This is a genomic window from Nonomuraea aridisoli (assembly GCF_003236395.1).
GTDB lineage: Bacteria > Actinomycetota > Actinomycetes > Streptosporangiales > Streptosporangiaceae > Nonomuraea > Nonomuraea aridisoli.
In genome coordinates this window covers 1-17,236 of sequence record NZ_POUD01000084.1, presented here as the reverse complement: position 1 = coordinate 17,236, position 17,236 = coordinate 1, and the positions used below count along the sequence as shown (strand labels likewise).

At 69.3% G+C, this 17,236-nt stretch carries 20 protein-coding genes and 2 pseudogenes; 4 read left to right on the top strand and 18 right to left on the bottom strand.

Going from position 1 to position 17,236, the window contains the following annotated elements:
• Positions 1-2 precede the first annotated feature (2 nt).
• The 4 genes from C1J01_RS20975 to C1J01_RS20960 all read right to left on the bottom strand — a co-directional run bounded on the left by C1J01_RS20975 (position 3) and on the right by C1J01_RS20960 (position 1,764).
• Positions 3-380 carry a hypothetical protein gene (locus tag C1J01_RS20975; protein WP_111180682.1) on the bottom strand — a complete coding sequence of 126 codons (378 nt, stop codon included), beginning with the start codon at positions 378-380 and terminating at the stop codon, positions 3-5.
• Positions 381-445: 65 nt separating this feature from the next.
• Positions 446-928: a GNAT family N-acetyltransferase gene (locus C1J01_RS20970; protein ID WP_235854568.1), complete on the bottom strand. Its 483-nt coding sequence runs from the start codon at positions 926-928 to the stop codon at positions 446-448.
• A gap of 11 nt (positions 929-939) precedes the next feature.
• Positions 940-1,311 (bottom strand): MmcQ/YjbR family DNA-binding protein, encoded by a 372-nt coding sequence (locus tag C1J01_RS20965; RefSeq protein WP_111180681.1) that lies wholly within the window; start codon positions 1,309-1,311, stop codon positions 940-942.
• A gap of 33 nt (positions 1,312-1,344) precedes the next feature.
• The gene (locus tag C1J01_RS20960) at positions 1,345-1,764 is read right to left on the bottom strand and encodes a VOC family protein (RefSeq protein ID WP_111180680.1); all 420 of its coding nucleotides are present in this window, start codon (positions 1,762-1,764) and stop codon (positions 1,345-1,347) included.
• A gap of 199 nt (positions 1,765-1,963) precedes the next feature.
• Between C1J01_RS20960 and C1J01_RS20955 the strand changes: the two genes are divergently transcribed.
• Positions 1,964-2,305 carry a hypothetical protein gene (locus C1J01_RS20955; RefSeq protein WP_111180679.1) on the top strand — a complete coding sequence of 114 codons (342 nt, stop codon included), beginning with the start codon at positions 1,964-1,966 and terminating at the stop codon, positions 2,303-2,305.
• Positions 2,306-2,334: 29 nt separating this feature from the next.
• Here the strand turns inward: C1J01_RS20955 and C1J01_RS49960 are convergent, their stop codons facing one another.
• From C1J01_RS49960 to C1J01_RS20920, 8 genes are all read right to left on the bottom strand, one after another.
• Positions 2,335-2,475 carry a hypothetical protein gene (locus C1J01_RS49960; RefSeq protein ID WP_181448881.1) on the bottom strand — a complete coding sequence of 47 codons (141 nt, stop codon included), beginning with the start codon at positions 2,473-2,475 and terminating at the stop codon, positions 2,335-2,337.
• Positions 2,476-2,672: 197 nt separating this feature from the next.
• Entirely contained in the window at positions 2,673-3,641 is a 969-nt protein-coding gene (locus C1J01_RS20950; protein ID WP_111180678.1) for a CapA family protein, read from the bottom strand.
• An 87-nt stretch (positions 3,642-3,728) separates the two neighbouring features.
• Positions 3,729-4,826: an esterase-like activity of phytase family protein gene (locus tag C1J01_RS20945; protein ID WP_111180699.1), complete on the bottom strand. Its 1,098-nt coding sequence runs from the start codon at positions 4,824-4,826 to the stop codon at positions 3,729-3,731.
• Between the two features lie 108 nt (positions 4,827-4,934).
• Positions 4,935-6,161 (bottom strand): CynX/NimT family MFS transporter, encoded by a 1,227-nt coding sequence (locus tag C1J01_RS20940; RefSeq protein WP_220040011.1) that lies wholly within the window; start codon positions 6,159-6,161, stop codon positions 4,935-4,937.
• Positions 6,162-6,360: 199 nt separating this feature from the next.
• Positions 6,361-6,651 (bottom strand): hypothetical protein, encoded by a 291-nt coding sequence (locus tag C1J01_RS20935; protein ID WP_146615674.1) that lies wholly within the window; start codon positions 6,649-6,651, stop codon positions 6,361-6,363.
• A gap of 96 nt (positions 6,652-6,747) precedes the next feature.
• Positions 6,748-7,629, bottom strand: a complete 882-nt coding sequence (locus tag C1J01_RS20930; protein ID WP_111180675.1) for a discoidin domain-containing protein — start codon at positions 7,627-7,629, stop codon at positions 6,748-6,750.
• A 2-nt stretch (positions 7,630-7,631) separates the two neighbouring features.
• A complete protein-coding gene (locus tag C1J01_RS20925) occupies positions 7,632-9,194 on the bottom strand; it encodes an alkaline phosphatase D family protein (protein WP_111180674.1) in 1,563 nt (520 codons plus the stop codon).
• Between the two features lie 122 nt (positions 9,195-9,316).
• Entirely contained in the window at positions 9,317-10,135 is an 819-nt protein-coding gene (locus tag C1J01_RS20920; protein ID WP_111180673.1) for an SDR family NAD(P)-dependent oxidoreductase, read from the bottom strand.
• 92 nt (positions 10,136-10,227) lie between these two features.
• Here C1J01_RS20920 and C1J01_RS20915 point away from each other — a divergent pair, with 92 nt between their 5' ends.
• Positions 10,228-11,028: a helix-turn-helix transcriptional regulator gene (locus tag C1J01_RS20915; protein WP_111180672.1), complete on the top strand. Its 801-nt coding sequence runs from the start codon at positions 10,228-10,230 to the stop codon at positions 11,026-11,028.
• Here C1J01_RS20915 and cpt read toward each other — a convergent pair.
• The 5 genes from cpt to C1J01_RS20890 form a co-directional block, all read right to left on the bottom strand.
• Positions 11,022-11,561, bottom strand: coding sequence for a chloramphenicol phosphotransferase CPT (cpt, locus tag C1J01_RS20910; protein ID WP_235854567.1), 540 nt, complete (start codon positions 11,559-11,561; stop codon positions 11,022-11,024). The two genes, C1J01_RS20915 and cpt, sit on opposite strands and share 7 nt — an antisense overlap.
• 128 nt (positions 11,562-11,689) lie before the next feature.
• Complete coding sequence (locus C1J01_RS20905) at positions 11,690-12,256, bottom strand: dihydrofolate reductase family protein (RefSeq protein ID WP_111180671.1); 567 nt, start codon at positions 12,254-12,256, stop codon at positions 11,690-11,692.
• A gap of 136 nt (positions 12,257-12,392) precedes the next feature.
• Positions 12,393-12,809, bottom strand: a complete 417-nt coding sequence (locus tag C1J01_RS20900) for a PIN domain-containing protein (RefSeq protein ID WP_111180670.1) — start codon at positions 12,807-12,809, stop codon at positions 12,393-12,395.
• Positions 12,785-13,096 (bottom strand): hypothetical protein, encoded by a 312-nt coding sequence (locus C1J01_RS20895; protein WP_181448880.1) that lies wholly within the window; start codon positions 13,094-13,096, stop codon positions 12,785-12,787. Before C1J01_RS20895 ends, C1J01_RS20900 begins: the two co-directional genes overlap by 25 nt.
• A 224-nt stretch (positions 13,097-13,320) precedes the next feature.
• Positions 13,321-13,692 (bottom strand): MerR family transcriptional regulator, encoded by a 372-nt coding sequence (locus C1J01_RS20890; protein ID WP_111180669.1) that lies wholly within the window; start codon positions 13,690-13,692, stop codon positions 13,321-13,323.
• 160 nt (positions 13,693-13,852) lie between these two features.
• Between C1J01_RS20890 and C1J01_RS20885 the strand changes: the two are divergent.
• Positions 13,853-14,455 (top strand): annotated as a pseudogene (locus tag C1J01_RS20885) (IS256 family transposase); the annotation flags it as partial.
• Between the two features lie 22 nt (positions 14,456-14,477).
• Here the strand turns inward: C1J01_RS20885 and C1J01_RS20880 are convergent.
• Positions 14,478-15,983, bottom strand: a complete 1,506-nt coding sequence (locus C1J01_RS20880) for an ISL3 family transposase (RefSeq protein ID WP_268958732.1) — start codon at positions 15,981-15,983, stop codon at positions 14,478-14,480.
• A 155-nt stretch (positions 15,984-16,138) separates the two neighbouring features.
• Between C1J01_RS20880 and C1J01_RS20875 the strand changes: the two are divergent.
• Positions 16,139-16,849 (top strand): annotated as a pseudogene (locus tag C1J01_RS20875) (IS256 family transposase); the annotation flags it as partial.
• Positions 16,850-17,236: the final 387 nt, after the last annotated feature.

Here is a 17,236-nt window from a genome sequence, read left to right as displayed (position 1 = left end):
AGTTAGGCGATCTCCTCCAGTAAGCGGTCGAGCACCGGCCCGGCGGGCGCCGCCACCTCCGCCACGTAGTCGTCCAGGACGGCCACGCCCTCACGAATGTCCTTGACGGTCCTGCGCGGCAACTCCAGCAGGGTCTCGTCCTCGGCGGTGATGCCGCCCTCGACGTGGAAGGCGTCGCCGGCGGCCACGATCGAGACCTCGAAACGCACCTCACGGCCGTCCGGCAGGATGAACGCGGCCCCGACACGGGCACCGCCGGAGGGGAGGAAATACGAAAAATGCTCGCTTCTCACGAAGGGATGACGTAATTCCGCGAGAATCTCCGACGCCCGGCTCAGGGCTTCCAGCAACCCGACCGCGGCCAGACTCTCGCCGTCCACCCGAAAAGGGTAATTCAGCCTCCCCCCGCCTGACCACCCGGACGGTCGGGCGACCGGCTCGCCGGTCAGTCGGTGGCGAGGCGGGCGTGACGTTCGACGGCGTAGGGGACGCCTTCGTCACCGAGCCTGCCGTGCTCGACGCCCTGGGGACGGAACCCCGCCTTGGTGGCCACCCGGCACGATGCCGGGTTGTCCGTACGGTGCCGCAGCTCCAGCCGTAGTAGCCCCCGCTCGTCGAAGGCCCAGCGCGCCAGCAGCCGGGTCGCCGCCACGGCGATCCCCCGCCCCCGGGCCTCGGGCACCACCCAGTAGGACACCCAGCCGTTGCCCTGGTCGTCGATCCCGCTCACCGCCACGTTACCGACCACCCGGCCCTCGGCCGTCACGGCGAAGGCGTGCCCCGCGCCCGGCCAGGAGGAGATCCAGCCCACGGCGTCCTGGAGGGTGACGACCGGCCAGGACGCCTGCCGGCGCAGATCGGGCGCCTGGAAGGCCCGTAAGACGACGGGCGCGTCGCTTTCGCGCCACTTCCGCAGCCGGATGTGCACAATGTCGGAGATTACCCTGATTGCACCTTCTGGCCGATGGGATGGGTGGCCTCGAACTCCTCCACGAGCTCCTTGGGCGCGGTCAGGGACCACGCCTCGACCATGAGCTCGAACAACTCCTCGGCGTCGATCTTGTCGAGGTGGACCACGACCCACCCGAACCGCCCCGCGGTGAACTGCACCTCGAACACCTCGGGCCGCTCGGACACGAGCGCGATCTGCTCCTCGATCGTGGCCTTGAGCCCGACGGTCTCGGTCGCCTCCCACAGGTAGCCGAACCCCTTGTCGTGCACCTTGAGGCCGACCCACTCTCCGCCCTGGCTCATCCGCACCTCGGGCAACTCGTCCAGCAGCCCGAGGAACTCATCGACGCTCACACCCATGCCAGCCTGTGTACCAGATGCGGCCGACACTTCTCATTCGTACCAGCGGACCTCGATCACGTTGCCGTCGGGATCGGGAAAGTAAATGGTCTCGGGCGCGATCCCGCGAGCCCCGAAAGAATTCGTCGAGTCGCCGGTGATCTCGACGTCGTGCTGTTTCAGCCTGCGCTTCAGCTCGTCGAACTCCTCCTTGCTCACCGCCAGGCAGAAATGGTTCACCGGATGCCCGGCGCTGCCCTTCACTCCCGTGCCCTCGTCCACTCCCCGCATCGCCTCGAAGGCCATCAGATCGATGATGGTCCCGGGTGAGATCCGCACGCTAGGGAAAGGCGCCTTCCCGTCGCGGAACTCGTCGGCTCTCACTCCGGGCAGGCCGATGACCTGCTCGTAGAAGTGCAGGGAAGCGAGCGGGTCGGAGACCCAGCAGACGAGATGGTCAAGACGTACGTCCATGAAACACCTCCGCTCCCTTCCAATATCCATTGCGAAAATCCCCGTGTCCACCTGGGACGGTGACCGCCCGCGAATGTCCGCCTCCCTGAAACGACCGGTTCACGCCTGGTTCGCGGGCCCGGTTTTGCCTCACAATGGCGATGTGATCAACGTCGGGCCGGAGCAAATGCCGGCCGCCGCGAAAACGGCGAGATTCCTCATGACCCTCCAAGTCGCGTTCGGCCTCGTGGGCCTTGCCGTCTGGGTCGCCGCCTTCGCCTCGACGTTCGCCTGGCCCATCCTTATCGTGGGCGTCTACGCCGGCGGCGTCACAGGTCTCGTCGGCTGGTTCCTCCACCGCTGGAACGGCCGCACCAGCATGCTCCGGTGGGCGATCGTGACGACCGAGTCCGTCGTCGTCGTGGCCTCCGTCTGCATTCTCGCCATCGACGACGAGCTGACCTGGCCCCGGCTGATCGGACCGAACACGCTCTTCCCGCTGAGCGTGATCGTCTGCCTGCTCCTGCCGGCGGCCGGCCGCTGGTTTCGCGGGGGTGAGTGATCAGGCGTACGAGCCGGACGCCAGGTCCGTCAGCAGTCCGGACTCGCGGGAGCCCAGCCGAAGATCCGGCGGGCCCGCGAGGCGTCCAGCGGGGACGAGCGGGTGAGCGCCTCGGCCGCCGGGCCGGACGAGGCGGCGGCCTGCTCCGGTGTGAGGGAGACCGCCCGCACGCCCGCCACCTCCGCGACCGCCCCGGCGATTCAGCAAGGCGAGGAACAGCCGGGACGCCGCGGTCAGCGTACGCTCGTGTTCCTCTTCGCGGTCCGCCGCCGTGAGGTAGAAGTCAGGGGCGTCACGGTGGGTGACGCGCACCCGTCCCAGGCGCGCCGCGCGTTCGGCCACCGCCCGCGGGTTTCTCGACAGAGGGTCAGAGGTCGATGGTGATGGAGGTGCCTTCGTCGTGGACGTGGGTGCCCATCGCGGCGCAGGCGGTGGCGAGGCGGTCGCGGATCCAGATGCGGTCGGCGGGGTCGGCCAGGCGGGTGAAGGTGTAGTCCAGTTTGAGGGGGAAGGCCGTCACCCGGACGGGGCCGCGTACGTCGAGGGTGACGAGCCACAGCAGGCTGAGGTCGTTGCGCAGGTACGGGTCCACGGCGTAGTCGTCGATGAAGTCGCCCAGGTCGTACAGGACGGGCGGGGCCACGCCGTGGAAGACGTGCGCGGAATGGCCGGCCACCAGGTCGGCGCCCGCCGCCAGCAGCGCGGCGGCCGTGGCTCGCACCGCGGCGCGGGGCTCGGCGACCATGTTGGGCCCCCAGTGCGGCGTCGCCAGCACCACGTCCGCCTGCGGGCGCAGCCCGGCGAGGGTCTCCTGCAGCCAGGGCGGCAGCCCGCGCCCGGCCGGCCGCGCGTACGCGATGCCGGGGCGGTCGGCGCGGGCCGCGAAGTCGGAGGGGTGGTCGCTGAAGCCGACGACGCCGAGCCGCAGCCCGCCGGCGGTCAGCACGGCCGGACGGTGGGCGGCCGCGTCGCACGCCCCCGCGCCCACGTACCGGATGCCCGCCCGGGACAGATGGGCGAACGTGTCGGCCAGCGCGTCGTAGCCGTAGTCGAGCGCGTGGTTGTTGGCCAGCGTGACGCAGCCGACGCCGAGCTCCGCCAGCAGGTCGGCGGCCTGCGGCGGGGCGCGGAAGAAGAACGGCTTGCCGGGGGCCGGCCAGGGCTCCCCGCGGTCGGAGACGCAGCACTCCAGGTTGAGCAGGAAGAGGTCGGCCCCGGCCACCAGCGCGCGTACGTCGCCGGAGAAGAACCGCCGCACGTCAGGGGCGTGGTCGATCCGCTCGGCCACTCCGCGCCCGAGCATCGTGTCTCCGGCCAGCGCCACCGTGACGGCCACACGTCCAGCTAATCACCTGGACCGGCGCGGACGCCGGGTGCCCCTGGCGTCCGCGCCGGCGAAGGCGGCGACGCGTACGGGAAGCCGTCAGGGCAGGCGGGCGGTGAGGGTCAGGACCCGCGTGACCTGGAGGGCGTTGAAGTTGTCGTCGCTGATGAGGTGGAGCCGGGCGCGGTGCCGGCCGTCGGACACGTCCACCTGCAGCCCTTCGTAGTTGTCCATGAGGGGGTTGGTCTGCGGTTCGGGGCTGGTGGCTCCCAGCGACGGGCAGTGCACCAGGTCGGAGACGAGCTTCTTGCGTACGACGGCCTGCGACGGCGCGGCGGACAGGTCGCGCACCGCGCTCACGTCGGAGGCCCGGTCCGCGCCGCGCACGGCGTACAGCCGGACGGAGTTGCCCATGGCCGCGTCGTAGGCCGCCTCCATGACGAGGAGCCGCCCGTCACCGTAGGCCGCGACCTCGGCGATGCGGTTGCCGGGGTCGACGCGGTAGCCGATCTGGCGGGTGAGCGCGTAGCCGCCGTCGTGCTCGGCCCGGTACACCAGCAGGCGCCGCCAGACGCCTTCCCCGGTGGCGGGCTTGTCGCCGCTCAGTGTGCCCTCCATCGCGGCGAACACGTACCGGCCGTCCGGCGAGACGCTCAGCCCCTCCAGCCCGGCGTTGTCGGCGCCTTCCCCGTTCGGGGCGATCCGGAAGCGGGCCGGTACCTCCAGCGAGCCGCGCTGCCTGCCCGAACGGTCGAAGATCATGATCGACGGCTCGGTCTCCGAGCTGACCAGGTAGTCGCCGTCCGGCAGCACGGCCACGCCCTCGCCGTCGAAGTTGCCGACGTCGTAGGCGGTGCCGTCCTGCTTGGTCAGCGGGAGCGACCGGGTGATCTCCGGCTTGGCGGGGTCGCGGAAGAAGAACAGGCGCGCGGCGTCGGTGCCGCTGCGGTCCTCCACGCTGACGTACTCCCGGGAGACCCGGTCGTAGGCGAGCGCCGACAGGCCGCCGACCTTGGTGGCGCCGATCGTGATCTTGTCGAGCGCGTCGCTGAAGCCGACGGCGGTGGCCGAGGGCGGGCAGGCGGCCTCGCGGGGTTCACCCGCGGTGGCGGCGTGCGCGGCGCTCGCCGCGCCGGTGGCGCTCAACGCTCCGGCGACCGCCGCGACGGCGAATCGGCGGACGACACTTTTGATCATCGAGAACACATCCCCCTGAGAACGAAATCCGCACGGGCCCCCGCCCCCGCGGCAGGGTCGATCAAACCACAGCGGGATTTGTCATGAAATGACACCCCCCGCATACCTTCAGGTGATCTCGTACGACGCGTAGCGCTTCCGGGCCGAACCCAGCCCCGACCAGATCATCGGAATCCCCAGCACGATCAGGACGACCAACGGCACGGTCCAGTCGCCGGTCCACTGGTGGACGGCGCCCACGGCGGAGGGGCCGACAGAGCCGAGGATGTACCCGGCACACTGCGACATGCTGGACAACTGCGCCGTGTGCCGGGCGTCCGGGGCGCGCAGCACGAAGAACAGCACCGACAGGCTGAGCATCGCGCCCTGCCCGAGCCCGAGCAGCGCCATCCACAGGTACGTCGCGGTCTCCGGGGCCGTCAGAACGCCGGCGAACCCCGCCATGGTCAGCAGCGCGCTCAGCACCACGAGCACTCCGGACGGCACGTTGCGCCCGGTCAGGATCGGCGTGAAGAACGCCCCGGCGATCGCCACCAGGCTCATGAACGAGAGCATCCAGCCGGCCGTGCCGCTCGGCAGGCCGGCGTCGGTCAGCATGGTGGGCAGCCAGGCGGACGAGGCGTAGAAGATCAGCGTCGTCCCCGTGAAGAACACGGCGACCGCCCAGGCCACGGGGTGCCGCCACAGCCCCCGTACCGGCCGGTTCTCCGCCACCCGTGCCGGCGCGCCGGCACGGCGCGACACCTGCGGCAACCACACGAGCACGCCCGCCACGCCGAGCAGCCCCCAGAACGCCAGCGCGGCTCGCCAGCCGAGGTCGGCGGCGTGCTGGACGGGCACCGTCACCCCGGCGGCGAGCGCGGCCCCGCCGAACATCGACATCGAGTAGACCCCGGACATGAGCGCGGCCCTCGACGGGAACTCCCGCTTGATGACGCTGGGCAGCAGCACGTTCGCCACGGCGAGGGCCAGGCCGATGACGACGCTGCCGAGCAGCAGGGCGGTCATCGAGGGCAGCAGCCGCAGGGCCGTGCCGGCCACGAGCACCACCATCGCGAGCAACAGGGCGACGTTCGCCCCCAGCCGGTCGCCGATCCGCGGCGCGAACGGCGACAGAACGCCGAAGCACACCACCGGCAGCGTCGTCAGCAGCCCCGCCGTGGTGGCGGACATGCCGGTGTCCGCCCGGATGTTGCCGAGCAGCGGGGAGACCGCGACCAGGGCCGGGCGCAGGTTCACCGCCAGCAGAATCACGCTGACGGCCACCAACACCGTGGACCCGCGCCGCGCCGCGCCGGTGGCCTCCGGTGGCGCTTCGTTGACTGACTGCCGCACAGAACTTCCTCGGGGGTTCGGGGTGAGTGACGCTGAGGGTCCGGCGTCCATGCGGCAGAACACGCATGTTTGACACCGTTGTCATCTTTGACAGGCTCGCACAAGATGACAGTGGTGTCAAACACGCAAAAAGGCGCCCCCTACCCCCTCGAAAGGGGAGCAGAGGGCGCCGCGCCCTGGGTGCGGTCCAGGGCGGTCCCTACCTGATGCGGAAGCTCTTGCCCTCCTCGTGCTGGGACGCCTGCGACTCACCGGCGCCGACCACCGTCACGATGGCGCCCGTGCAGTTCTCGCCGTAGTGCACGTACACCGGGGTGTCGGTCCTGTTGGTGATGTAGAGCGGGTCCCCGCTGATCGGATAGCAACCGCTGGGATCGACGAACGACTCCTCGTTGATGATCAGCACACCCTCCGCCGCCTGCGCGGCCTGCGGGACGGCCAGCGCGGCCGCCACGGCGAGCGGGCAGAGGATCATGGAGATACGTCGCATGGTCAACCTCCTGTGAGATCAAGGGGCCGTTTCTTTGCCACCCCTTGGTCACAGATAGTAGTTGACCACTACACACAGTGAAGACCTTTCCTCCAATCAGGAGGCGAACGCCTGGACTTCGACGATGCGGGAGTAGTCGTTGCCGCCGTTGCCCGCCAGCAGCAGCACCCGCAGGGCGTTCGTCCGCACGGGCTCGAAGGCCGTGTCGACGACCCCCTGGGTGTTGCCGCGCACCGAGGCGATGGTCTTCCACTGGCCGTCCACGAGCGTCTGGACGTCCCAGTCCTTCAGCCCGTAGCGGGCGACCGGGTACCGCGTGCTGTTGAGGGTGTGCAGGGTGACGCGACCGACGGTCTGCGGCTCGTTCCACTGCAGCTCGAACCAGTCCGGCCAGATGGTCGAGTTGCCGTCGTTCCAGCCGGTGGAGGTGCCCCAGTGCTCGCTGTCGGTGTCGCCGTCGACGGCGCCGCAGAGCGGGTACCCCGAGTGGACGCTGGACGCGGAGATCTTCGACGCCGACCGGGCGAGGTTGCCGCTCGGGTCGGGCGCCGTGGCGGTCACGGCCACCGACGCGCTCGCCGTCGACCGGCCCGCCGAGACCTTGACCGGGTACGTCCCCGGCTCGGTCTCCAGCGGCGCCATCACCGGGACGGCGACCTGGGCGGTGTAACCCGCCGGCAGATACGTCGAGATCATGGTGCGCTGCAGGACGAGGTCGTCGGGCGCCGACAGCGTGGCGTCGGCGTAGACGGCCTGCTCACCCGGGTTGGTCAGCCGCACCGTGATCGGGGCGCCGGCGCACTGGCCGGTGGCGATGTCCAGCTCCGGCGAGCCGATCGTGACCTGGACGGCCGGCTCCCCGGGCGGCCTCCCGTGACCTGGAGCGCTCGCGTACGCCGGGGCCGCCATGAGGACCGCCGCCGCCACCAGGACCGCCGGCACATTCCACGCGCGGCGCGCGGAGGGGAGACGGGTCATCGTCACACATCCTTCAGGCCGGGCTCGGCCCGCTCGACGACAAAGGAGGTCCGGGTCGAGACAGGCGCCCCGGGCTGGGTCACGTACGGCAGGACCCGATAGTCGGCGCGCATCCGGTCCCGGTTCACCTCGAAGGTGACGTAACCGCGCTGCCCGTTGACGAACTTGGTGTTCGGGTTGGCCTGCAGCTGGAGGTCCAGCTGGGGGCTGGTGTCGAACCCGTCGCGTCCGCTGCTGATCGAGGTGCCGACGAACTCGACGCCGACCGTCCGCGCGTTCGGGTCGGCGAAGTTCTGCTTCAGGTCGTTGGCGTAGTTGGTGTGGGTGTCGCCGGTGACGACGCAGACGCCTTCGACCCCGCGCTCCACGATGCCGTCGAAGAGCCGCCGGCGGTCCTCGGTGAAGCCGTCCCAGGCGTCCACGTTGAGCCGGGGCGGGTCGGTGAGCGTGGTGCGCTGCTCGGCCATCATCACCTGGTTGGCGATGACGTTCCAGCGCGCCCGCGACTCGCCCAGCCCGTCGAGCAGCCAGTTCATCTGCTCCTCGCCGGTGATGGTGGGGCTCGGCGCGGCGTTGCGGTACTGCCGGGTGTCGAGCACGCTGACCTGCATCAGGTCGCCGAAGTCGAAGCGCCGGTACAGCCGGGCGTCCGGGCCTTGCGGCAGCTGCTCCGTCCGCAGCGGCATGTGCTCCCAGTACGCCCGGTAGGCGTTGGCGCGCTGCACGAGGAAGTCCGCGGTCGGGATGGCGCCCTTGACCGCGCCGGCGTAGTTGTCCACGACCTCGTGGTCGTCCCAGGTGACGATCCACGGCAGGGCCGCGTGCCCGGCCTGCAGGTCGGGGTCGGCCTTGTAGAGCGAGTAGAACAGCCGGTACTGGTCGAGCGTGACCGGCGAGGTCTGGAAGAAGTCGGGCACGTCGGCGGAGGTGTCGAACCGGTCTCCCGCCACCGTGTTCACGGCGTTCTCGTACAGGTAGTCGCCGAGGAAGAGCAGGACGTCGAGGTCCTCCTCCGCCAGGTGCCGGTACGCGGTGTAGTAGCCGTCCGGGTACGCCTGGCAGGAGGCGATCCCGAACCGCAGCGCCGAGGCCCGGCGCTCGGGCGCGGTCTTCGTCCGCCCTGCCGGGCTGAGGTGGTTCCCGGAGCGGAAGCGGTAGAAGTACTCCCGGCCCGGCTCCAGGCCGCGGGCGTCCACGTGTACCGAGTGGCGGTACTCCGGCCGGGCGGTCGCCGTTCCGGCGCGTACGACGTGCCGGAACCGCTCGTCCGTCGCCACCTGCCACTGGACCTGGAACGTCTTGTCCGGCATTCCGCCCATCGGGTCGAAGATCTCCGGGGCGAGGCGGGTCCAGAGCACCACCGCCGTCGGGAGCGGGTCCCCCGAGGCCACACCGAGCGTGAACGGGTCCGAGCGCAGGTTGACCGCCACGGCCTCGGCGGTGGCGCGGGAGGCGAGGTTCGTACCGAACGCGAGCGCCATCGCGGCCCCGCTGACGGTGAGGAAGCGGCGTCGGGTGTGCTGTGCGGCCCGGCGAACCTCATCCTCTTGCACAGAGTCTGTCATTTAGGCAGCCTTCGGCTAAGAACAGAAAGAACGCCCCAAAGCAGACCATCGGCACATAGCGCAAGAGTGGTAGCGGGTTGACCAGCGCGTGAACCCGGCCGGTCGGCCCCGCGAAGAACGCCTCAACCCGCGGACTCCGACAACGCCTGCCACTCCCGCCAGCCGGCCAGGCGGTCCGCGTAGGCCCGCTCGACGATCGGCAGGCAGTACCCGCCGAGGAACACCCGCGGCGGCGGCCGTTCCGCGTCCACGACCGCGAGCACCGCGTCCGCGGTGACCTCGGGATCGATCGGCTCCCTGCTCGCGGCGGCGGCCCGGCGCGCCTCCCGCACCTGGTCGTAGGCCGGCAGCGGCTCGGCGTGCACGGCCGATGCCCCGCCCCAGTCGGTGCCGTACGGGCCGGGCTCGATGATCGTCACCCGGATCCCCGACGAGGCCGCCTCCTGGGCGAGCGACTCGCTGAACGCCTCCAGGCCCCACTTGGACGCGTGGTAGAGCCCCAGCATCGGGAACGCGGCGACGCCGCCGAGGCTCGACACCTGGAGGATGTGGCCCCTCCCACGCTCGCGCATCCCGGGCAGCACGGCCTGGGTGACCCAGAGCGCGCCGAAGAGGTTGGTCTCCAGTTGCGCCCTCGCCTGGGCCTCGGTGACCTCCTCCACTGCTCCGAACAGGCCGTACCCGGCGTTGTTGACGGCCACGTCGATCCCGCCGTACCGCTCGACGCCCCGCGCCACCGCGGCGAAGGCGGCCCGCCGGTCGGTGACGTCCAGCGTCAGGGGGAGGACAGCGTCGCCGAACTCGTCGGCGAGCGGCTTGAGCGCGGCGACGTCCCGCGCGGTGGCGACCACCCGGTCGCCACGCCGCAGCGCCGCCCGCGTCCACACGTTCCCGAGGCCGCGGGAGGCGCCCGTGATGAACCAGGTCAGGTTTCGTGTCATGCCGACGACTCTGCCGAGGGCCCATCGGGCTAACCAGTACCGCGACAGGGTGCACCCTCGCCGCCGCGGGCGTACGTACACTGGCGGACGTCATGAACGCCCTAGGCAGCTTCCTCCAGGCCCGCCGCGCGCGGGTGCGCCCGGAGGACGTCGGACTGCCCTCGACCGGACGCCGCCGGGTCGCCGGCCTGCGCCGCGACGAGCTCGCCACGCTCGCCGGGGTGAGTCTCGCCTACCTGACCCGTCTGGAGCAGGGCCGCGACCGCCACCCCTCCGAGCAGGTCCTCGACGCGCTCGGCGCCGCCCTGCGCCTCGACCCCGACCTCACGGCCCACCTGCACGCCCTGGCCCGCGCCACGTCGAAACGGCCGGCCCGGCCGCCGCACCGCTCACCGGAACGCGCCGCCCCCGGCACCCGGCACCTGCTCGACGCCTGGACGGACATCCCCGCCTACCTGCGCGGCCGGCGCTTCGACGTGCTGGCGGCCAACGCCACCGCCGTCGCCCTCGCCCCCATGTACCGCCCCGGTCACAACCTCGTCCGGGACGTCTTCCTGGACCCGGGCACCCGCGACCTGTTCCCGCGGTGGGAGGCCGTCGCGGCCGGCTCGGTGGCCGCCCTGCGCGCCGTCGCCACCGCCGCCGATCCGGCCCTGCGGGACCTGGTCGAAGAGCTCTCGTCGTCCAGCGAGGACTTCCGCCGCCTGTGGGCCCGCCACGACGTCCGCCCGACCCGCGACGAGACCAAGGAATTCCACCACCCCGTCGCCGGCCCGCTGACCCTGCACCGCCACACCCTGGACGTGGCCGGCACGGACGGCCAGGTCATCATCGCCTACCACCCGGCCCCCGGCAGCCCGTCGGCCGCCGCCCTCCGCCGCCTGCGTCACTGAGCCCGGGTGACCCGCCCGGCGATGACGCGGGCGCAGTCCAGGGCCTCGCGATGCGTGGTGTCCACCTCCAGGTCGTAGTACACGCCCTCGTGGACGACCTCCGCCTGCAACGCGGCCATCCCGGCGACCCGGTCGCCGCGCGCCATCTCCCGGCCCGTCGCCACCGCGCTGTCGCACCGGACGCCCACCCACAACACGTCCAGCCCGTCGAAACGCTTCTGCCACCGCTGCTGGGACGCCGCTCCCCCGAGGAAGACGTCGTCGACGACGATCCGGGCGCCGGCGCGCGCCATCGCGGCGACCCCCTCCGACCACGCCGCGTCCAGCTTCCCGAACTCCGGCCCCACGATCACTTCACCGTCCGCGCCGAACTCGATCCCGGCATCCGACGACCGCAAGGACAGGGGCATCGCGTCGACCAGCGTGTCAACGCTGAGACTCAGCCAGGGATCCGGCAGCACCGCCTGCAGACACCGGGCGATCCCCGACTTCCCCGAACTGGAACCACCGTTGAGCACGATCACCTGAGTCACCCCGCCACCGTAAAGCCTCCCCCACCAGCCCCGAAACCGATTAACCAACGCCACCGAACAGGGCCGATCAGATCTCCGGGCAGCTCCCGCACCCAGAGGTGGTACATCTCTTATGAACAAGCGTCAAGCTACGAGACCCGGTAGCTCAGGTGGGTCACCGCCCCTGTGACGGGTTTCCCCTTCGGGATCAGCTCGGCGCGTTCCCCGGCGAACAACGGCGTGCCCGCCCCCAGCAGCAGCGGAACGAGGTGGATGTGCACCTCGTCGAGCAGGCCGGCCCGCAGCAGTTGCCGCGCGACGTCCGCGCCCAGCACCAGGACGACCTTGTCCCCCGCGGCGTCCTTGGCGCGCCGGACCGCGGCCTCCAGTCCGTCGAACGCGAACGTCCCGCCGTTGTCGCCGAGAAGGTCCTCCCTGATCCGGTGGGTGACCACGAAGCTCGGGACGCCGGGCCATGGCGTGCCGCCCCACGGGCCCACGCCGAGGTCGAAGGTACGCCGTCCGATGACGGTGGCCCCCACCGCCGCGTCCACCTGCCGGCGGACATCGATGTCGACCGCGCCGTCCGGCCCTTCCCCGGCCATCCACTCGTGCAGCCGTTCACCGCCGTCCCCCATGGGCTCGTCCGCCCTGACGTTCGGCCCGGCCGTGAACCCGTCCAGCGACATCGACACATCCAGCACGACCTTGCCCATCGCACGCCTCCTTCGCCGCCCAGCGCCGCCGTCCGACGCCTTCACCAGAAGGTCGGAGCCGCCCCGCCCGTCTCGACACCACAACGCAGTCACCGCGGAAACGGTCAGGACCTGACGGATGACAACCCTGATCGCCTCAGGTAGAAGCCACCAGCACCGCTTTCCCGCACAGACTGCTCATGTCGTCCTCGTCGGATGTCAGAACAATGGCCGGACGTACCGAGCGCAGTGCGGTGGCCGCGACCACAGCGTCAATGGCGTACTTGTGACCGTGCAGGCCGGTATCCCGCAGAAGCTCGATCGCGCACGACGAGATGTCCTCAGTCACGGGCTCGATCTTCAGCCGGGACAGATACCACCTGAGACGATCGCTTCTGACACGGACGTCTTGTGCCTCGATCGGTGTCATCGCGCTGACCACAACCCGAAAGTCGTTGTCCTGCGCCTCCCGTACGAACGCTGTCACTCGCTGGTCGGCCTCACACCACTTCACGAGCCCGTCGCAGTCGAGAACAAGGGTGCCGGCGCTCAACCTGCTTCGTGCGCGCGCCATCCGTCCCCCTCTTGGAGCTCAGGGGCCGACTTGACGCGGCGGAACAGTTCCGCCGCCTCATCACGCAAAGACTGTGGGATCGGTCCGGCAGCGGCCTCGTTCGCCTGCAGAGCCTCCTCCAAGAGATCCCGCTCGATCTGACGCTCCACCGCGGCATCGACGTAGGCGGAAAACCCGCGGGCCCCGACTCGCTCTCGGACGGCGCGAATGTTGCCCGTTCTCAGAGACACACTGACCTTGGCGGCCGGGCCGTCTCCTGGGGCGAAGTCCCGTTCTGGCATGCTCATGAGCTTAGTTTACTACTCGAAGTAGCAAAATACCGGTCTTCGTGCTGCGCGCAAGGATCCGGCCGCTACCTATTCCTACGCGTCTCCGAACGTCAGCCGACGGGCAGGAGGCCCGGCGCCGACTTCAACCCGCTCGAAGGGCAGCGGCGAGTTCATCAGGCAGCGAAAGCTCGCCGAGCTTTTCTTCAGGGATGTCGGGCTGGTTGGCGGCAAGGTTGTGCTGCTCAGACACCCAGCTCTTGCCCCAGGGCAGCGAGCTGATCAGCCGACGTCATCTCTCCCGTCTCCAGCAGCTTGATCAGGTATGGGCGCGAGACGTTCAGCATGTCCGCCGCTTGCTGTGTCGTCAGCTCGGCATGCGACGGAATGACCGTGACTCCGCGTCCTTCGGCTGCTTGAGCAAGGATGAAGGCGAGCAGACTCACGGCTTCGCAAGGCAGGATCAACGGATCCTCACCTCCGTGCTCACCCGCGACTCGAACGATCGGCTGCTCGGGATACCGCATGAGGTAGTCCTTGATCCGGCGCACCGCGCGGCCGGCTACCTCGGCATCGATGCTCCCCGGCTGAACTCGCTTGGCCTGCACGTCTGTCATGGCGACACCCGCTCCTCGCAGTATCCGCAGCAGCCCTACCACCGAAATCGGCGCTGACCCATGATCGGCGCCGGACAGACCGGGCGATCACGGGTCAGATTTCAGCTGTCTCGGGACTGTAAGAACAACGGTGTAACTCCTGATCATGGAGGCACACCTGATGAGTACTGTGATCCAGGCATCGACGGAGATCGACCTGGAGGACGCCGCGGTGGCGCGCAAGAAGCCGGACGATTCGACGGATCGAGAGCTGGTGACCCGGCTGGTCGATCAGGCCCGCGCCGAAGGCGTGGAACTGGTCGGTGAGAACGGGCTGCTGGGCCGGCTGACCAAGCTGGTGCTGGAGTCCGCGCTGGAGGGTGAGATCACCGACCATCTCGGCCATGACAAGCACGAACGCTCCGGCAACGAGACCGGCAACACCCGCAACGGCGGCCGGTCCAAGACCGTCCTCACCGATGTCGGGCCGGTCGAGATCACCGTGCCGCGTGATCGGGACGGCAGCTTCGAGCCGAAGATCGTGCGCAAGCGGCAGCGGCGCCTGTCCGGTGTCGATGAGATGGTGATCTCGCTGGCCGCCAAGGGGCTGACCACCGGCGAGATCTCCGCGCATCTGGCCGAGGTCTACGGAGCCGAAGTCTCCAAGCAGACCATCTCCACGATTACCGACAAGGTGCTGGACGGCATGGCCGAATGGCAGAACCGGCCGCTCGACCCGGTCTATCCGGTGATCTTCATCGATGCCATCCACGTCAAGCTGCGGGCTCTGTCGCAGATTGCGTGATCTAGGCGGAACGCAGGGTGCGTTTGCGTAGCAGGTCAAGTTTCGCGCGGCCGAACATTTGTCGTTTGAGCATCTTGACGCGATTGACGTGCCCTTCGACAGGGCCGGAGCTGTGAGGCAGTGTCAGGCCGTTGCGGACAGCATCGAGATCCCGGCGGAGGTTGCGGGCGAAGGAAGCCAGCGCGGTGAATGAATCCTTTTCGGCCGCGGAGATCCAGGCGTCGAGCTGGTGGCCGTGGAGCTGGGTCATCATGAGGGCGAAGTCCTGGACGTGCCGGGCCAGCCGGGTCAGAGCGCGGCTGCGTTTGCGAAGGGTTTGCAGCTGACCGGCATCGTCGGAGCTCAGGTTGTCGGGGTTGGACATGATCCAGCGGGTGATGTCGCGGCCCGAAGGCGGCCTGGGGGCGGGGATGGCGATCTGACCGGCACCGGTGCGAAAGCGCCGTAGGTAGCGTTGCACTTGCTGCTCGGTGCCGGAGTATCCGAGCGTGGTGATCTCTCGGGTGAGCTGGGCGGCGTTTCGAATGCCCTCGTTCCAGCGGCGGTGCAGGTGTTCGTGGTATCCGTCCAGGATGCTGGCACGGTTTTGACTCATGGCGATCACAGTGTCGACCTCGGCGGCGTTGGCCAGCTTGCGGACGGTTGCGGGGTGCAGGCTAAGCTCTCGGCCGATGGCTGCCTTGCTGAGACCTTGTTTCAGCAGCTCATGCACCGCGGCGTGATGTTGACGCAGTCGGGTGACGACTTTGAGCTCGCGGTGGTGCATCACGGGTGGTGGGTCGGCGGTGCAGGTGGCTGCGACCTCGGCGGCCAGCGCTGGTGCGAGGTCGTGGCGGACGGTGGCGACGTCCTTCTCCACGGCCTGGCCGAGGTTCTGCCACAGATGGAACCGGTCTGCCACTTGCACTGCGTCGGGTGCGCCTTGGCGTGCCCCGTCAGCGTAGCCGCCTGCTCGATCTCGGCAGATTACCTCCGGTAACGGGTGGTCACGCAGCCACGCTGCCAGAGCGCCCCCGTCCCTGCCGTCGATCATGTCCACGACCCTGCGGGTTTCCAGATCCACCATGATCGTGCCGTAGCGGTGACCCTTACGTGTGGCGAAGTCATCGACACCCAGCACTCGCACGTGTCCGATCGGCTGCTCAGGCAAAGCCCTGACGCGACGCAGCAGGGTGTCACGGCCCACTTGCAGACCCAGCGAGGCTGCCAGGCGAACGCCGGCCCGGCCCGCCAACTCCATTCCTATCGATGCCAGCACCTGCTGCAGGGTGTCGGTGAAGCGCGCATGCGGCCGGGTCAGGCCCGGCACCTGCTCGGCGAACGTCTTCACCGGACACTTGACGCTCACACAGCGAAAACGCCTGACCACCAACTCGATGATCACGCAGGCACCACCCACCACGGCGTCCTTGAGCCGGCGCACGTACCTGCCGTGAACCCGAGCCGATACGCCGCCACAGCTCGTACACGCCGCTCGCACCCCGCTTACCCGAGCACGAATACTCACTATCCCGCCCTCGCGCTTGGCATCCTCCACGGTCAGAACCGTCAGGTGCGGAAGCAGAACGTCAATCCAATGCGCAAGACACGAAGATCATTATTCCTTCCGGGAACCTGCAACCAGACCGACGAACCAAGGATCACGCAATCTGCGACAGAGCCAAGCTGCGTGACGGCCAGGTGGCCAACCGGCCCATCTACGTGGCGCTGGCCGTCACCGTCGACGGCGAGCGCGACATCCTCGGCTTGTGGGCCGGCGACGGCGGCGAGGGCGCCAAGTTCTGGCTGCACGTGCTGACCGAGATCAAGAACCGCGGCGTCACCGATGCGCTGATGGTGGTCTGCGACGGCCTCAAAGGGCTGCCGCAGGCCATCGAGACCGTCTGGCCCCAAGCCGTCGTCCAGACGTGCGTCGTTCACCTACTGCGCGCCTCGTTCAGGTATGCCGCCCGCCAGCACTGGGACGCCATCGCCAAGGCGCTCAAGCCGGTCTACACCGCGCCGACCGAGGCGTCCGCGCTCGAGCGGTTCTACGAGTTCGCCGAGCTGTGGGGCGGCAGGTATCCGGCGATCGTGAAGTTGTGGGAGGACGCCTGGGCCGAGTTCGTGCCCTTCCTCAACTTCGACACCGAGATCCGCCGGGTGATCTGCTCGACCAACGCGATCGAGTCGGTCAACGCCCGGATCCGGCGGGCGGTCAAGGCCCGCGGTCACTTCCCGAACGAGCAGGCCGCGCTCAAGTGCGTCTACATGGCGATCATGAGCCTGGACCCGACCGGTAAGGGCCGCAAACGCTGGATCACCCGCTGGAAGGCGGCCCTGAACGCCTTCGCCATCACCTTCGAAGGCCGTCTGACTCCGGCCACCCGCTAACCAATCAACATCGAGATACACCGTTATCTAGACAGACCCGCTGTCTCCGCAGGTCTACGCCTCGCCGGAGATCAGGTCGACGGGCGGGCGACGCCGATGCCGCAGTAGCCGTTCGGGACCTTGTACAGGTACTGCTGGTGGTAGCGGTTCACTCCAGATAGCAATTCACAGCTCTTCGGGGAGCAGAACCAGCGAGCCCACATGTGCGGGCCGGACCACGGTGAAGTGACGGCGATCGAGCGTGGCGACCTCCGCGATGTCTAGTGGGGTGACCACGAACGTTCACCGGGTCGATTGAGGCATCGGTTGAAGATGCGTGAAGGCGGGCTGATCGGTCACCCTCGATAGGCATGTGTCGTCGTCGAGGGTGAGGTGCGTGGATGGCAG

What these genes read in the sequence shown, in the direction of transcription:
- C1J01_RS20965 (WP_111180681.1), bottom strand. Translation starts at nt 1,311, where the DNA reads ATGGGTGTGAGCGTCGATGAGTTCCTCGGGCTGCTGGACGAGTTGCCC.
- C1J01_RS20960 (WP_111180680.1), bottom strand. Translation starts at nt 1,764, where the DNA reads ATGGACGTACGTCTTGACCATCTCGTCTGCTGGGTCTCCGACCCGCTC.
- C1J01_RS20955 (WP_111180679.1), top strand. Translation starts at nt 1,964, where the DNA reads ATGACCCTCCAAGTCGCGTTCGGCCTCGTGGGCCTTGCCGTCTGGGTC.
- C1J01_RS20945 (WP_111180699.1), bottom strand. Translation starts at nt 4,826, where the DNA reads ATGATCAAAAGTGTCGTCCGCCGATTCGCCGTCGCGGCGGTCGCCGGA.
- C1J01_RS20935 (WP_146615674.1), bottom strand. Translation starts at nt 6,651, where the DNA reads ATGCGACGTATCTCCATGATCCTCTGCCCGCTCGCCGTGGCGGCCGCG.
- C1J01_RS20930 (WP_111180675.1), bottom strand. Translation starts at nt 7,629, where the DNA reads ATGACCCGTCTCCCCTCCGCGCGCCGCGCGTGGAATGTGCCGGCGGTC.
- C1J01_RS20925 (WP_111180674.1), bottom strand. Translation starts at nt 9,194, where the DNA reads ATGACAGACTCTGTGCAAGAGGATGAGGTTCGCCGGGCCGCACAGCAC.
- C1J01_RS20920 (WP_111180673.1), bottom strand. Translation starts at nt 10,135, where the DNA reads ATGACACGAAACCTGACCTGGTTCATCACGGGCGCCTCCCGCGGCCTC.
- C1J01_RS20915 (WP_111180672.1), top strand. Translation starts at nt 10,228, where the DNA reads ATGAACGCCCTAGGCAGCTTCCTCCAGGCCCGCCGCGCGCGGGTGCGC.
- C1J01_RS20905 (WP_111180671.1), bottom strand. Translation starts at nt 12,256, where the DNA reads ATGGGCAAGGTCGTGCTGGATGTGTCGATGTCGCTGGACGGGTTCACG.
- C1J01_RS20900 (WP_111180670.1), bottom strand. Translation starts at nt 12,809, where the DNA reads ATGGCGCGCGCACGAAGCAGGTTGAGCGCCGGCACCCTTGTTCTCGAC.
- C1J01_RS20895 (WP_181448880.1), bottom strand. Translation starts at nt 13,096, where the DNA reads ATGAGCATGCCAGAACGGGACTTCGCCCCAGGAGACGGCCCGGCCGCC.
- C1J01_RS20890 (WP_111180669.1), bottom strand. Translation starts at nt 13,692, where the DNA reads ATGACAGACGTGCAGGCCAAGCGAGTTCAGCCGGGGAGCATCGATGCC.